Annotated in this window: 14 protein-coding genes and 1 tRNA gene; 8 read left to right on the top strand and 7 right to left on the bottom strand. The window is 70.6% G+C overall.

Translation table 11 applies throughout. The features are described from left to right. The first annotated feature begins 257 nt into the window (after window positions 1-257). The 4 genes from ACZ6TD_RS29395 to ACZ6TD_RS29380 all read left to right on the top strand — a co-directional run bounded on the left by ACZ6TD_RS29395 (window position 258) and on the right by ACZ6TD_RS29380 (window position 5309). Entirely contained in the window at window positions 258-1823 is a 1566-nt protein-coding gene (locus tag ACZ6TD_RS29395) for an MFS transporter (RefSeq protein WP_471343018.1), read from the top strand. A 75-nt stretch (window positions 1824-1898) separates the two neighbouring features. Next, entirely contained in the window at window positions 1899-2915 is a 1017-nt protein-coding gene (locus tag ACZ6TD_RS29390) for a zinc-dependent alcohol dehydrogenase (RefSeq protein ID WP_471343017.1), read from the top strand. Window positions 2916-3096: 181 nt separating this feature from the next. Then, window positions 3097-3879, top strand: coding sequence for an LLM class F420-dependent oxidoreductase (locus tag ACZ6TD_RS29385; protein WP_471343015.1), 783 nt, complete (start codon window positions 3097-3099; stop codon window positions 3877-3879). Beyond that, window positions 3876-5309 (top strand): MFS transporter, encoded by a 1434-nt coding sequence (locus ACZ6TD_RS29380; RefSeq protein ID WP_471343013.1) that lies wholly within the window; start codon window positions 3876-3878, stop codon window positions 5307-5309. Before ACZ6TD_RS29385 ends, ACZ6TD_RS29380 begins: the two co-directional genes overlap by 4 nt. A 17-nt stretch (window positions 5310-5326) precedes the next feature. Here ACZ6TD_RS29380 and ACZ6TD_RS29375 read toward each other — a convergent pair whose 3' ends face one another. The 6 genes from ACZ6TD_RS29375 to ACZ6TD_RS29350 all read right to left on the bottom strand — a co-directional run bounded on the left by ACZ6TD_RS29375 (window position 5327) and on the right by ACZ6TD_RS29350 (window position 10501). Further along, window positions 5327-6379, bottom strand: a complete 1053-nt coding sequence (locus ACZ6TD_RS29375; protein WP_471343011.1) for an ABC transporter substrate-binding protein — start codon at window positions 6377-6379, stop codon at window positions 5327-5329. A 26-nt stretch (window positions 6380-6405) separates the two neighbouring features. Beyond that, a complete protein-coding gene (locus ACZ6TD_RS29370) occupies window positions 6406-6969 on the bottom strand; it encodes an ABC transporter permease (RefSeq protein ID WP_256654975.1) in 564 nt (187 codons plus the stop codon). A 487-nt stretch (window positions 6970-7456) separates the two neighbouring features. Then, a complete protein-coding gene (locus ACZ6TD_RS29365; protein WP_471343009.1) occupies window positions 7457-8365 on the bottom strand; it encodes a helix-turn-helix transcriptional regulator in 909 nt (302 codons plus the stop codon). A gap of 53 nt (window positions 8366-8418) precedes the next feature. Further along, window positions 8419-9213, bottom strand: coding sequence for a helix-turn-helix transcriptional regulator (locus ACZ6TD_RS29360; protein WP_471343007.1), 795 nt, complete (start codon window positions 9211-9213; stop codon window positions 8419-8421). Window positions 9214-9648: 435 nt separating this feature from the next. After that, window positions 9649-10050, bottom strand: coding sequence for a hypothetical protein (locus ACZ6TD_RS29355; protein WP_471343005.1), 402 nt, complete (start codon window positions 10048-10050; stop codon window positions 9649-9651). A gap of 49 nt (window positions 10051-10099) precedes the next feature. Beyond that, window positions 10100-10501 carry an ATP-binding protein gene (locus ACZ6TD_RS29350; RefSeq protein ID WP_471343003.1) on the bottom strand — a complete coding sequence of 134 codons (402 nt, stop codon included), beginning with the start codon at window positions 10499-10501 and terminating at the stop codon, window positions 10100-10102. Between the two features lie 154 nt (window positions 10502-10655). Here ACZ6TD_RS29350 and ACZ6TD_RS29345 point away from each other — a divergent pair, with 154 nt between their 5' ends. Further along, a complete protein-coding gene (locus ACZ6TD_RS29345) occupies window positions 10656-11561 on the top strand; it encodes a DUF5753 domain-containing protein (RefSeq protein WP_471343002.1) in 906 nt (301 codons plus the stop codon). Beyond that, window positions 11558-11767 (top strand): DUF397 domain-containing protein, encoded by a 210-nt coding sequence (locus ACZ6TD_RS29340; protein ID WP_471342999.1) that lies wholly within the window; start codon window positions 11558-11560, stop codon window positions 11765-11767. Before ACZ6TD_RS29345 ends, ACZ6TD_RS29340 begins: the two co-directional genes overlap by 4 nt. Before the next feature lie 61 nt (window positions 11768-11828). Here the strand turns inward: ACZ6TD_RS29340 and ACZ6TD_RS29335 are convergent, their stop codons facing one another. Next, window positions 11829-12422, bottom strand: coding sequence for a lytic polysaccharide monooxygenase auxiliary activity family 9 protein (locus tag ACZ6TD_RS29335; RefSeq protein WP_471342998.1), 594 nt, complete (start codon window positions 12420-12422; stop codon window positions 11829-11831). A gap of 196 nt (window positions 12423-12618) precedes the next feature. On the opposite strand from ACZ6TD_RS29335, the gene ACZ6TD_RS29330 reads away from it, so the two are divergent. Both ACZ6TD_RS29330 and ACZ6TD_RS29325 read left to right on the top strand, forming a co-directional pair. After that, window positions 12619-12692: transfer RNA gene (locus ACZ6TD_RS29330), tRNA-Lys, on the top strand. Between the two features lie 399 nt (window positions 12693-13091). Continuing rightward, window positions 13092-13622, top strand: coding sequence for a hypothetical protein (locus tag ACZ6TD_RS29325; RefSeq protein WP_471342996.1), 531 nt, complete (start codon window positions 13092-13094; stop codon window positions 13620-13622). Window positions 13623-13626 lie beyond the last annotated feature (4 nt).

Here is a 13626-nt window from a genome sequence, read left to right as displayed (position 1 = left end):
ATGGCTCAAAGGACACCCCCGTTCCCTTTCCGGGAACAGTAACGAGCCCCCTGGCACACGGCAAGGAAGATCGTTCCTTATGGGACACTTCCCGCCGGGAAATACCCTCGCGTTCCGGCCACGACACCTCCCCGTGCCGGCAAGGGGCTGCGCCTCCGCTCGGCGGATTGGTAACTTCCTCTGGAGCCAGCACGCCATCCCTTGCCATACGACGCGGACCCCCCACCTTGCCTTGGGTCCCGAAAGGCGCCGCCACCATGGCTGCACAGAACACCGCGACCACCGATGCCACCCAGGCCGATGCTTCCCGCTCCCCCACCGGTCGCCAATGGCTCGCACTTTCGGTGCTCGTCCTGTCCCAACTCGCGGTGTGGCTGGACAACACCGTGCTGAACGTCGCCCTCAAGACCCTCGCCGACCCCACCGAGGGGCTCGGCGCCAGCCCCAATCAGCTCCAGTGGAGCATCAGCTCCTACACCCTGGTCTTCGCGGTGCTGCTGTTCACCGGCGGAGTGCTCGCCGACCGCTACGGCCACCGCCGCTTACTGCTCATCGGCATGGTGCTCTTCGGCGCGGCCTCCGCCTGGGCCGCCTACTCCGGCTCGGCCACCGAACTCATCGTGGCCCGCGGCGCGATGGGCATCGGCAGCGCCCTGATCATGCCCGCGACCCTCGCCCTGATCGCCCAGGTCTTCGACGAGCGGCACCGGGCCACCGCCATCGCCATCTGGTCGGGTTCCAGTGGAATCGCGATCGCCACCGGGCCGATGCTCAGCGGAGTACTGCTCGACCACTTCTGGTGGGGCTCGGTCTTCCTGGTGAACGTGCCGATCGTGCTGCTGTGCGTGGCCGGATCGTTCGTCTTCCTCCCCGGTGTGGTCACCCGGGTGCGGCAGAAGTTCGACCCGCTGGGCGTGGTGCTCTCCACCGCCGGGCTCTTCGCCATCGTCTGGGGCGTCATCGAGGGCGGCCACCGCAACGACTGGACCGACCCGGCCATCGTCGGCTCGCTGGCCGGGGGCGTGGTGCTGGTCGGGATCTTCGTCCTCGTCGAACTGCGCGTCGCCAACCCCAGCTTCGACGTCCGGCTCTTCCGCGACATCCGCTTCACCGGCGCCAGCGTCGCCGTCATGCTCACGTTCTTCGGGCTCAACGGCTCGATGTACTACACCAGCTTCTATCTCCAGGGCGTCCACGGCCAGACCCCGCTGGAGTGCGGTCTTTCCATCGCCCCGGTCGCGCTCGGCGTGCTGCTGGGCGCCCCGCTCTCGGCCAAGCTGGTACGGGCCCACGGGGTGCGCCCGGTCGTCACCGCGGCCATGCTGATCGCCACCACCGGATTCGCCGCGTACGTGTTCCTCGACGAGACCAGCGGACTGCCGCTGTTCTGGGTCTTCCTCATCCTCCAGGGCCTGGGGATGGGCGCGGCCGTCGCCCCCACCACCGAGGCCATCATGGCGATCCTCCCCGCCGACCGGACCGGCGCGGGCTCCGCCGTCAACAACTCACTGCGGCAGATCGGCGGCGTCCTCGGGGTGGCGGTCCTCGGCTCGGTCCTGGTCAGCGTCTACCGCGACCAGGTCACCCCGCGCCTCAGCGGACTGCCGTCCCGCGCCGCCGACAGCGCCGCGGAGTCGCCCGAGGCCACCCGGCTGCTCGGCGCGAAGATGCGGCTGCCCCGGCTGTCGGACATCGCCGACGAGGGGTTCGTCCACGCCATGCACGTGGCCTCCGTCGTCGGCGCGGCCGCCGCCGCAGCCGGAGCCCTGATCATCTGGTGGGGCTTCCGCAGGACATCTTCCGGAGCGCGATCCAGCATGTGATCGTTCTTCCTTGCCACCCCCGTCGCCCCGGCATAGCCTCCCGGCACAACGTCCTTAATCCGGAAGGCAGTTCACATGCGTACAGCTGTCATCACGGCGGCAGGCCAGGTGGAGACCAGAGAGATACCTGTCCCCGACATCGGTGACTCCGAGGTGCTGGTACGCATCGCGGCCTGCGGCATCTGCACCATGGAGGCCAATCTCTACGCGGGGCGGATGACGGTCTACCCCGCCGCCGCCGGACATGAGATATCCGGCTGGGTCGAACGGATCGGCGCCAAGGCCGCCACGCTGGAGGACATGCCCGCCGTCGGCTCCCTCGTCACCCTCGACGGGCTGCCGCGCTGCGGCGCCTGCCGTAGCTGCCGGCGCGGCCAGACCGCCATCTGTGTCGCGCTCCAGGGGCACAAGCGGGAGGACGGCGCGATCACCATGGGCGCGGGACTCGCCGAGTACATCGCCCTGCCCGCCTCGCGGGTGTGGTCGGTCGGCGACACCGACCCCGCCGTAGCCGCCATGGGCGAGCCGCTGGCCTGTGTGGTCCACTCGCTGCGCCGCGGCGGCTTCCGCGCCGGGGACCGGGTCACCGTCATCGGCGCCGGCTACATGGGCCATCTCCACCTCGCCGTCGCCGCGCATCTCCAGGCCCGCGGCGTCGCGGTGGTCGAACGGGACGAGCAGCGGCTGGCCGCCATCGCGGCGGCGGGCGCCGACGCGGCCGTCACGCCCGACGAGGTCGGCCAACTATCGCCCGCTGACGTGGTCTTCGTGACCATCGCGTCCAAGGAGGCCATCGCCTCGGCGCTCGCCGCGGTCGCCGACGGCGGCACCATCGTCCTCTACGGCGGCGGCCCCGGCGGCCCGCCCGCCGAGCTCCCCGGCTATGAGGTGCACCGCCGCCAGCTCACCGTCACCGGCTCCTTCAGCCATGAGCCGGACGACTGGCGCGCCGCCGCCGAACTGCTGCGCGGCGGACGGCTGTCCGGGCGGCTGGAGACGCTGGTCACGGCGCGCTACTCGCTGGACGAGGTCGAGAAGGCGCTCAAGCAGGCCGCGGAGACGCCCGTCTACCGCGTGGTCGTCACGCCGTAGCCGCCCGCGGCCCCCCGTCCGCCGCGGGCGCTCCCCGGGCGCACCGCCAAGAGAGCCGAACCGCCAAGAGTCGCACCGCGAGGAATGCCGACCCGCCAAGAGTCGCACCGCCAAGAGAGTCGCACCGCCAAGAGAGTCGCACCGCCAAGAGCCGCACCGCCAAGAGAAAGGATTCCCCTCCGTGTCCCTGCGCGTAGGCGTCCAACTCCACCCCCAGCACACCGGAATCGCCGAGCTGCGCACCGCGTGGCGGGAGGCCGACGCCATCGGGGTCGACTCGCTGTGGACCTGGGACCACTTCCTGCCGCACACCGGCGACCCCGCCGGACGCCACTACGAGTGCTGGTCGCTGCTGTCCGCGATGGCGGTCGAGACCCGGCGGGCCACCATCGGGCCGCTGGTGAGCTGCACCGCGTTCCGCAATCCGCATCTGCTGGCGGACATGGCCCGCACCGTCGACCAGCTCAGCGGCGGGCGGCTGGTGCTGGGTCTTGGCGCGGGCTGGTTCGAGGCCGAGCACGCCGAGTACGGGCTGCCCTTCCCCGGACCGGCCGGGCGCATGGACGCCTTCGCCGCCTCCGTCACCGCCGTCAAGGAGCGGCTGGCCAAGCTCAACCCCGGCCCGGCGGGCCCGCTCCCGCTGCTGATCGGCGGCGCCGGGCGGCGGCGCACCCTGGAGCTGGTGGCCCGGGAGGCCGACTGGTGGAACTGGTACGGCTGGGCCTCCGAGGACCCGGTCGCCGAGTTCCGCGAGCTCACCGGCGTGCTGGACGAGTGGTGCGAACGGGTCGGCCGGGACCCGGGCGCGGTGGCCCGTACGGTGATGGTCAACCCGGACCAGCTACCGCTGGTCGAGGGGTTCGCCGAGGCCGGGGCGGTCCATGTGGTGCTCTCCCTCCCGGCCCCGTACGACCTGCGCAGGGTCGAGGAGCTGCTCAAGGTGCGGGCCGCGCTCACCTCGTGACGGCCGTACGCGCCACGGCGCCCCGTACGCCCCTGGGGCGCCGCTTCGGCCTGCTCATGGGCGCGCTGCTGCTCTCCAGCCTGGGCAACGGGCTGTGCTTCCCGTTCACCTCGATCTACATCAGCCAGTTGCTGGGGCTCGGCGGCCGGGCGGCGGGCGGCTACTTCATCGCGATGGCCGCGGCCAGCTTCGCCGCCGCCCTGGCCGGCGGACCGCTGGCCGACCGGGGCAGCCCGCACCGGGTGGGCGCGCTGGGCGGCGCGGCGCTCGCGGTCGGGTACGCCCTGCTGGCACCGGCCGGTTCGGTGGCGCTGGTGCTGGCCTCGGGGGTGTGCGTCGGCGCGGGCTTCGGGCTCTTCTACGCCTCGATCGTGGGCATCGTGGACACCGCCGTCCCCGAGAGCGGCCGCCGCTCGGCCTTCGCCATCCGGCACATCGTCAACAACGCCGGGATCGGGCTGGGTTCGGTCGCGGCCGGACTCGCGCTGCACGGCGCGGCCACCCCGGTGGGGGCGCTGCGCTGGCTGTACCTGGCCAACGGGCTGGCGGCGCTGCCGCTGATCGCGGTGATCCTGGGCGTACGGCCCCGGACCCGGCCCGAGCCGGGGGCCCGGCCCGAGCCGGAGGAACGGCCCGAGGCCACTATGGGGGGCCGGACGGATCTGTCCCCCTCCCCGCCCCTTCCCGAAACTGGGGCTCCGCCCCATACCCCGGGGTCCAGGGGCGGAGCCCCCCACGCGGCGGAGCCGCAAAACGATGCTGCCGGGAAGGGGCGGGGAGGGGATCTGACGCCACCTGAGCCGTCCGGGGACGGGCCCACCTATCGCACGCTGCTGCGGGCCCGCCCGATGGCGCTGCTGATCCTGGCCCAGGCGCTCTTCGCGATCGTCGGCTTCACGCAGATCGAGGCGACCGTACCGCTGCTGATGCACGACCGCATGGCGGTCACGCTGGGCTGGGTCAGCGCGGTGGTGGCGGCCAACTCCTTCGCCCTGATCGCCCTGCAGCCGCTGCTGCGCCGCCGACTGGAACGGCTGCCGGAGACCGTGAGCCTGGCCGCCGGTCCGGTGCTGTGGACCGGGGCGTTCGGCTGCGGTCTGGGCGCGGCGCTGGCCGGGGAGGCGGCCCCGGCCGCCGTGCGGTACGGACTGCTGCTGGCCTTCGCGGTGATCTTCGCTGCGGGCGAGCTGATGTACTCCTCCGCCTTCTATCCACTGCTGCTGCGCTGGTCGGGCGAGGAGGCGGTGGGCCGGGCGAGCGCCCTGGCGTCGCTGGCCTGGAACCTGGGCACCGCCTCCGGCCCACCGATCGGGCTGTTCGTCGTGGCCAACGCCTCGGCCACGGGTAGCTGGCTGGCCCTCGCCCTGGGCGCGGCGGCCGCGTTCACGGTGGCCGCCGCGCTGCACAGCCGGACGGCGGGCAGCACCTGACCACCCGCCGGTCCCGGCTACGACTTGGGCAGATACGACGTGTCGTAGGCATCCTCAGGAGTGACGCTCTTCTCCAGGAGCCCCTGGTCATACATGAAGTCGGCCATCCGGGTCCAGGTCTGCGGATCGATCGCGCCCAGCTCGCCCTGGTCGTTCTTCATCAGCGGCGCCGTGGCCTTGAGCACCGCGCGGGCGTTGTTCCGCTGCTTCTCGCCGCGCAGTCCGGGGACGTACTTCTCGCTGAGCTTGATGGCCTCGTCCTGGTGGTCGATCGCATAGCGCAATCCGCGCAAAGAGGCGTCGACGAACTTCTTGATGTCATCGCCGCGCTTGTCGAGCGTCTTCTTCTTGGCGCCGAGACCCACGCCGACCAGTTGGTCCCCCGCCGAGCCCGAGTTGAGGGTAATGGACCGGACGTCCTTGCCCGCTTCCTTGAACGAGACGGCGTCATTGTTCAGATAGCCCATCACCCCCTCGACCTTGTTTCCGGTGAGGGCCGCCTGCTGGGTGAAGCCGATGTTCTGTACCTTGGCGTCCTTGGTAGAAAGGCCGCCCTCCTTCAGGAGCGCCAGCAAACCGAAATAGGTCTCGCCGAACGCACCGGGGGTGCCGATCTTCCGGCCCTTGAGGTCGGCGGGGGTCCGGATGTCGGAATCCTTGGGCACGATCAGCCCCACCGGGTACTTCTGGTAAAAGGTGGCGATGTCCACGACGGGCACATTCTTGGCGCGCGCCTGAAGCATCTCGTCGCCGCCCGCGTAGATCACATCTTCCTTGCCCGATGAGAGGGCCCCGAAAAGATCTTCGGCCGCGCCGTGGTGGCGCAGCGTCACATTGAGTCCGGCGTCCTTGTAGTAGCCCTTTTCGGCGGCCACGTAGAACGGCGAGAACTGGATGTTGGGGGTGTAGGTCAGCCCCACCGTGATGCTTGCGCCGCCCTTGGCCCCCGCGTTCTTCGGCTCCTCGGCGCATGAGGTCAAAGTGGCCAGTGCCACCACCGAGGCGAGGGCGGCCGCGCCCGTGACCCGATGTCTGTGAGCACGCCGCATGGACGTCTGCACGAAACGCACGTACTTCTCCTCTTGGGTGAAAGTTGTCAGTCGCGCTGAACGAGCCGCTCGACCAGGCGGACCACTCCGTACGAGACGGCGGCGAGAAGGCCGAGCATGACGAGCGTCGAGAACAGTCCGATGGTGTCGGCCTCCTGGCGCTGCACCGACAGCAGCTGCCCCAGTCCGTCGCCGCCCATCACGAATTCGCCGACGACCGCGCCGGTGATGGAGAGCGTGAGACCGTTGCGCACCCCTGCGAGGACGCTGGGCAGGGCGAGCGGAAACTCGATGTACCAGAGCATCCCCCACCACCCCACCCCGTCCACCCGTGCGGCCCCCATCACATCGGGGTCCAGCGAACGCAGCCCCAGCACGGTGTTGACGAGGATGGGGAAGAAGACCAGCAGCGCGCAGAGGACCGCGATGGGCAGCAGCCCGTATCCGATCCACAGGGCCAGCAGGGGGGCCAGCGCCACCGCGGGCATGGCCTGCGAGGCGGCCACATACGGCTGGAGGGCCGCCGCGGCGATCTCGCTGCGGGCGATCAGATAGCCGAGCGGCAGCGCCACTCCGATGCCGATACCGCTGCCCGCCAGCGCCTCCCACACCGTCTCCTTGGTGTAGTCGACGAGATCACCGTGGAACACGTCATCGAGGAATTGCCGCGCGAGGTCCAGCGGAGCCGGAAGATAGAACTCCGCAACGGCGCCGGTCCGGGTCACGACGTCCCAGACGACAAGCAGCAACAGCCCGAATACCAGCGGCGGCAGCACACCCCGGAGCAGCGTTCCGCGCCGACCGGCGAGAGCCGCTCCGGATGCCGCTCGGGTCATTTTCCGGCCGGCCCCGGACCGCGATTTCTCACCATTTCCGCCGCCGTCGCCGGTCTTTCGCGCATGTCCCGGTCGGGGTGAATGCGACTCGTCCGTGGCCGACTCGCCGTCCGCGCCCGCCGTGGCGGTCGCGCCCCTTCCGTGCCCTTCGGTCATCCCCAAATCCCCTTGCATTACCGGCTGTTGCCAGATCTCGGCACGCCCCAGGCAACCTATCGCCAGCACGCTCCGGATCACAATGTCGACGGGGAAAACGAAATTATCATGTGGACGTATTTCCAAGGATGCCGAGCTCAGTGGCGCGCACCCCCGCCTGGAAACGGGAGTTGGCCTCCAGCAGCTCCAGGATCCCGGTGACATAGCGGCGGTACGTACGCACCGAGATCGCCAGGTCGCGGGCGGCCGCCTCGTCGGTGACCCCGTCGCGCAGCCGGGCCAGCACCCGGCGGACCATTTCGGTGCGGGCGCGGTTGCCGAAGTCCAGCGGGCGGGCGGCGGGCACGGCACCGCCCCAGATGGAGCGGAACATGCCGTACAGGGTGGCCACCACCACCGGGTCCTCGATGACCGAGGTCTGCCGTCCCTCCTCGGCCTCGGTGCACACCAGGGCGGTCCGGCCGTCGGCGATCACCGCCGTGGGCAGCGGCACCGACGCGATCCGCACCTGCGCGGGGCGCGCGGCCCGGACGTCACCGGGCGCCTCGGCGGGCGGCGCGGGCCCGGGGATGGGCCGCGGCACGGGCCCGGACGGTGCCGCCCCGGCGGCCGGCCCTGGCCCGGAGGTGGGTCCGGCGGACGCCGTGGCCCCGGAAGCGGGCCCCGTGGATCCGGGGCCAGGGACGGATCTGCCGCGCAGCACCCGCACCCCGACCGGCTCGCCGAGGTCCGTGAGCAGCGCGCCGAGCGCGGCCTGCGCCGGCGCCATCCGGGCCGAGCACTCGGGGAAGACGGCGTCCACGCTCCGCCCCGCCTGGCCGATCACCTCCTCGGCGGCGGCGAGGAACGCGGCGTCCTCCACCCCCACCTCGGTGAACCGCGCGTCCCGGGTCCGCCGGGCGCGGTGCTGGATCACCGTGGACTCAATGAGGTCCCGGACCTCCCGTAGCGTCCCCTCCAGGGTGCTCCCCGCGAGCGCGGCCTCCGGTCCAGGATCGCGTCCGCGCTCCATCATGTCGACATTCCCGCACTTTCCGCCTCGTGACGTGGTCAAGGTCTCGAGCGCCGTCAGTGACGGCTGGGCAGCAGCCCCATTTCCACCGCCCGCACCCCCGCCTGGAAGCGGGAGCTGGCCCCCAGTTCGCGCATGATCTCCGCCACGTACCGGCGGTAGGTGCGCAAGGAGACCTGCATCTGGCGCGCCGCCACCTCATCGGTGTGGCCGGTGCGCAGACACTCCAGGATCCGCCGTACGGAGTCCGGGCACAACCGCCCGCCCAGCCGCGGATAGTCCGCGAGCGCCACGGCGTTCCCCCAGGTCCCGGCGAACATCATCTCCAGGGCCCGCACCGTGGCGGGGTCCTCGACGAGCGACGCCTGCCCCGGCCCCCGCCCCGGCTCCGACGGCCCCCTCCTGAGGTAGACCACCTCGCCGTCGATGAGCAGCGCCTCGGGTAACGCCGGAAGCCCGCCGTCGCAGATCCGGATCTCGCAGCGCGGATCGGTGCGCGCCAGCGCCCGCACCGCCCCCGAGGCCAGCACCGGCTCCTCGCACAACAGCCGTACGGCGACGGTGCGCCGGGCTCCCCTGGCCGGGCGGGCGAGCGCGGCGCAGACGGCCCGCGTCTGCTCCTCGTTCCCCGACAGCACCACGCTGACGGTCCGCTCGGCGCAGTCGACCAGGGTGTCGACGACCTCGGCGAGCGGCACCTTCCCCAGAGCCGTCCCCGCCCAGGAGTCCTGGGCCAGCTCCCTTCGGTGCCGGGTGACCGTGGACTCGATCAGGTCACGGGCGGCCAGCAGCGCGTGCTCGACATAGTCGATGGCGCCTGACGAGGGAGTCTCCGTGCTCTCCGTGCTCATGGGAGAAGGCTCGGACACCCTCACAAGACCAACCATGACTTCCCCTGCCGGGCGACAGTGACCTGGTTATGCGAATACCGGCCTGATTCTCGTCAATTTCGCCGCCCCGAAATGCGCGGGCAGCATTGTGCGAAATCCATGACGACACTAATTCGCACACAGCGACCGCGTCAACGCGGGGCGTGAGGTAAAGAGTTGTCAAAGCGTCGTGCGACGGCGCGCGTCGTGCTGTCGCGCCACCGGTGCGCCGGGGGCGCGTGTCCACAAGTTACCGGCGAGTGCACCTTCCGGACCAGGGAGACTACGGAGCGCAGCGAATCGACGCCGCTCGGCGACGCGGAGTGGGGCCGGTGTCCGGTTACTGCCAACTCGACACCGGACGTCCCCTCCCCTCATCCGGGGGTGGCCGCCGGTCTCAGCCACGGCCGATCGGCATCAGCCGAAGCTGATCGGCCCGTGGAAGTCCCGACCCTGGATGACCGGGCCGGTGATACGGGCATCGCCCGTGATGGAGTTGTGCACGGCACCCGGCTCCCCGGCCGCCTCGCCGTGCTCACGCATCCAGGCCGCCAGGTCACGGCCGAACTCCGGGTCCTGCCGGGCACGTTCGACCAGCAGATCGGCCAACTGGCGCAGCCGGGCGCGGTCGTCGTACGGAATCGCCACCGGGTCCGGACCCGGCTCCGGCTCACCGGCCGGTTCGCCCTCGCCCCGCCGCAGGACCCTGCGGACCAGCGTGCCGAAGGAGTCCAGGGCCCGCCGCCCGGCCTCGCCGCCGGCGCCCGACGCCGCCGCGTTCACCGCCGCGACCAGCGCACCCACCGTCACCGGGTCCATGGCCCACCCCCTGCCCTCGGTCGGGGCCCCACGCTACCGGCGCCGCCGGTCACGGTTCCAGCGCTTCCGCGCGGAGGGTGAACCAGACCGTCTTGCCCATCGGCGTGAGATCCGTGCCCCACTCATGGGCGGTCTTGCTCAGCAGGAACATCCCCCGGCCGCTCTCGGAGAGGAAGTCCGGCTCCTTGACCACCGGCATTGCGGACTCGGTGTCGCTGACCGCCGCGCGGATCCCGTACGGAAGGTTCTCCAGGGTGAGGACGCATTCGGGAGAGGCCGCGTGCTTGTGGACATTGGACAACAACTCGGTGACGCACATCCCCGCCGCGCTGATGAGCTCCTCGCGCCCCCACAGCCGCAGTCGCGCCCCTACGGCGCGGCGTACGTCGGCGAGTATCCGCGGATGGGCACGGAGGCGCAGTTCGTATCGCTGTGAGATGTTCTCAGCCATATGCTCCGGGGCCCCTCCACAGCACGGCGCGCTGCCGTGTCCCCTAGCGATCCTGGCCTATGGAACGTCCCACTCGCAATGTTTCGACCCACTCGCACAAGACTGGCATATGCCCGGCTGGTAGGCGTAGTTGGCAATACGACAGACTGGCGACATGTCCTACCAGCCAGTGCCCACCGTTCGGCGCAGGCGCCTGGGCTCCACGCTACGGAAACTGCGCACCGAAGCGGGGATGACACTGGACGCGGCGGCCGACGCACTCAATGCGGCCGCGAACGGATCGTCCGACGCCCGCCGCTGGACGGCGCCGAAGCTCTCCCGGATCGAGAACGCCAACGCCACGATCCGCACCACCGAGGTCGAAACCCTGCTGAGGGCCTATGCCGTCACCGACCCGGGCATCCGTATCGCCTTGGAGGGACTGGCCAAGGACGCGGGCAAACGCGGCTGGTGGCAGACCTATCGCGGCGTCGTGGGCCCCGCCTACGCCGACTACATCTCGCTGGAGAGCGACGCGGAGAGCGTCCGCGACTACGCCCCGCTGGTCGTCCCCGGTCTGCTCCAGACGGCCGACTACGCCCGCGAGACCATCGCGGCGAACGCCGTGGCCCGCACCGCCTCCGAGGTCGACGCCCTCGCCGAGGTACGCCTGGCCCGCCAGGCCGTTCTCACCCGCTCCCGCCACCCGCTGCGGCTGTGGGCCGTCATCCATGAGGCGGCGCTGCGCCGCCGGTTCACCGGCCGGCCCGGCATCATGGCCGCCCAGCTACGGCGGCTGCTGGACGTGGCGGACTGGCCCACGGTCACCCTGCAGGTGATGCCGATCGACGCGGCGCCCAATCCCGGGGACGCGGGAGCGTTCACACTCGTGGCCTTCCCGGGCCCGATGCCGGATGTGGTCACCCAGGAGAACCTGCGCGGCCCCACATACGTCGAAGGAGTCGACGACGTCAACGTCTTCGCCGACGCCTTCGGCCATATCGTGGACTGCGCGCTGTCCACGGATGCGACGAAGGCCCTCATCGCTGGTCTGGTAGGAGAAAGAGGGCCCCACATATGAACACCTCTGCAACGACCGCGCATCGCCACCCCCACTGGCGCAAGTCCTCGCACTCCGTGGGCGAGGGACAGTGCGTCGAGGTCGCCGCCGCCGGCGGCCGCGTCCGGCTGCGGGAGAGCGACGACCCCGGCACCGTCCTGACCACCGTGCCGGCGGTGCTCGCCGCCTTCGTCCGGAGCGCGAAGGCGGGCGCGTTCGACGCCTGATCGTATGACGACGGTGTGGTGCCGCCCCTGGACGGCACCACACCAGCGACGTCAGAAGACGTCAGAACTGGACGTCCGAGCAGGCGTAGAAGGCGTTCGAGGTGTCCGCGACGGTCCACACGGCGAGGATCACGTGTCTGCCGGTCTTACCGCTCGGGATGGTCCCCGAGTGGGAGAGCGTGGACGGCGGGCGCTGACCGTTGTACGGAACGGTCAGGAAGGGCTGGGACTCCAGGCTCGCACGGGTCAGCTTCTGGCTGGGGTTCCAGCCGTTCTTGGTGATGTAGTACTTGAAGTCCGTGGTCGCGTGGGAGGCCGTGAACCGCCAGTTGAAGGTGTAGCTGCGGCCGGCGGTCAGCTTGGTCGCGGGCCAGTTGCCGCCCCGCGGATCGTCGAGCTGCGAGAACCGGCTGTTGCCGCCCGCGCAGATGGTGCCGTCCGCGGGACCGCCCGAGGGGAAGCCCTTCGGACCCTCGACGCTCTGGGGCTCGTACTGGATCTCGCCGCAGCCCGTCACCGTGCCGTTGGCGCACAGCTTCTGGCGGCTGATGGGCGAGTCGGTGTAGCCGTGGCTGGAGGCGCTGCCGCCGGTCGCGAGGACGGAGATCGCCGCGAGCCCGATGCCGATGACGGCGGCGCTGATCTTCTTGCGCATGCTTCGCTCCTGAAGACGTGGGGAGTGCTTCGACGAGCCGTGCACGGCGGTCTAGACCAAGTTGAGAGTATCCAGGCCGAATAGTCATGTCCATACCAACGGACCAGGGTGAGCGCGGTGGGTGGACGCCGGGTGGGCGGACCCCGGCGGCGTCCTGAGCAGCCTCCCGGGTCGGGTAGGATTTCCACGTCAGCAGGCGCCGCTAGCTCAGTTGGTTAGAGCAGCTGACTCTTAATCAGCGGGTCCGGGGTTCGAGTCCCTGGCGGCGCACCTTGGCTTACGCCACCGACCTGGGGCTTCTCGGTTCTCCGAGAAGCCCCGGTCGCTTTTCGGCGGAGCATGGCGGCCTTCCTGGCCGCCATGACACCCGCCCTCCGAGTCCGGAGATAGTGACCAGAGACACATATCAACCCTCTGTATACCGTGCTCGTCGCCCATGAGTCGCTTTATCCCCTCATGGGGGACGCACCCGATACTTCCTCCGTGACGGCCCGCCACCGGAGGGTTCGGCTCCATTCCCCGCCCCGTCCAGACCCCTTGTCCAGGGCCATGACCAGCCCATAAGTTCCGTGCGACCACAGCGCGGAAAGCGCTTGTTGCCGCGTCGGGCCTTGGGGAGAGGCCCCCGCGTTCTTCGCTCTCATCAGCCTTCACGGGAGGGGTACGTCCATGTCCACGATCCTCAGATCCACCGTCGGTGCCGCCCTCGCCTCCGCCGCGGCCGCCGTCCTCACCCTGACCGCGCCCCCGGCCTCCGCCGCCGAGCGTCCCTCGGCGACCGACGTGACGGTGTCCCCGCGGGCATCGGCCGAGACCAGGGCGTTCGCCAAGGCCAACCCCGGGCCCACCGCGGCCGCCGCGACCGTGTGCGGCACCGGCTACGCGCTGGACAGAGCCATTCCGCTGCCCAAGGGCACCGACCCGAGCATGCGCCTGGCCACGCTGTTCAGCTACACCAACAGCAGCGGCAAGGGCTGCGCGATCCTGGACAACAACTACGGCGCCTCGCAGTACATGTACCTCAAGGTCTGCAAGATGGACGGCACCGGCTGCGACACCGACTCGGGCAACTTCAGCCAGTACGCGGGCCCGGTCTACGTCTCCGCCTTCGTCTGCGCCCCGGTGACCGCCAAGATGGGCAAGACCTCCAGCAACCTCTACATCGACTACAAGTCCGACTACGTCTTCGCGTGCAACTGACCCC

This window comes from Streptomyces yongxingensis (assembly GCF_055597465.1).
This window is presented reverse-complemented; position numbering and strand designations above follow the sequence as displayed.

What these genes read in the sequence shown, in the direction of transcription:
- ACZ6TD_RS29335 (WP_471342998.1), bottom strand. Translation starts at nt 12,422, where the DNA reads ATGCGCAAGAAGATCAGCGCCGCCGTCATCGGCATCGGGCTCGCGGCG.
- ACZ6TD_RS29350 (WP_471343003.1), bottom strand. Translation starts at nt 10,501, where the DNA reads ATGGCTGAGAACATCTCACAGCGATACGAACTGCGCCTCCGTGCCCAT.
- ACZ6TD_RS29345 (WP_471343002.1), top strand. Translation starts at nt 10,656, where the DNA reads ATGTCCTACCAGCCAGTGCCCACCGTTCGGCGCAGGCGCCTGGGCTCC.
- ACZ6TD_RS29395 (WP_471343018.1), top strand. Translation starts at nt 258, where the DNA reads ATGGCTGCACAGAACACCGCGACCACCGATGCCACCCAGGCCGATGCT.
- ACZ6TD_RS29355 (WP_471343005.1), bottom strand. Translation starts at nt 10,050, where the DNA reads ATGGACCCGGTGACGGTGGGTGCGCTGGTCGCGGCGGTGAACGCGGCG.
- ACZ6TD_RS29340 (WP_471342999.1), top strand. Translation starts at nt 11,558, where the DNA reads ATGAACACCTCTGCAACGACCGCGCATCGCCACCCCCACTGGCGCAAG.
- ACZ6TD_RS29325 (WP_471342996.1), top strand. Translation starts at nt 13,092, where the DNA reads ATGTCCACGATCCTCAGATCCACCGTCGGTGCCGCCCTCGCCTCCGCC.
- ACZ6TD_RS29365 (WP_471343009.1), bottom strand. Translation starts at nt 8,365, where the DNA reads ATGATGGAGCGCGGACGCGATCCTGGACCGGAGGCCGCGCTCGCGGGG.
- ACZ6TD_RS29390 (WP_471343017.1), top strand. Translation starts at nt 1,899, where the DNA reads ATGCGTACAGCTGTCATCACGGCGGCAGGCCAGGTGGAGACCAGAGAG.
- ACZ6TD_RS29360 (WP_471343007.1), bottom strand. Translation starts at nt 9,213, where the DNA reads ATGAGCACGGAGAGCACGGAGACTCCCTCGTCAGGCGCCATCGACTAT.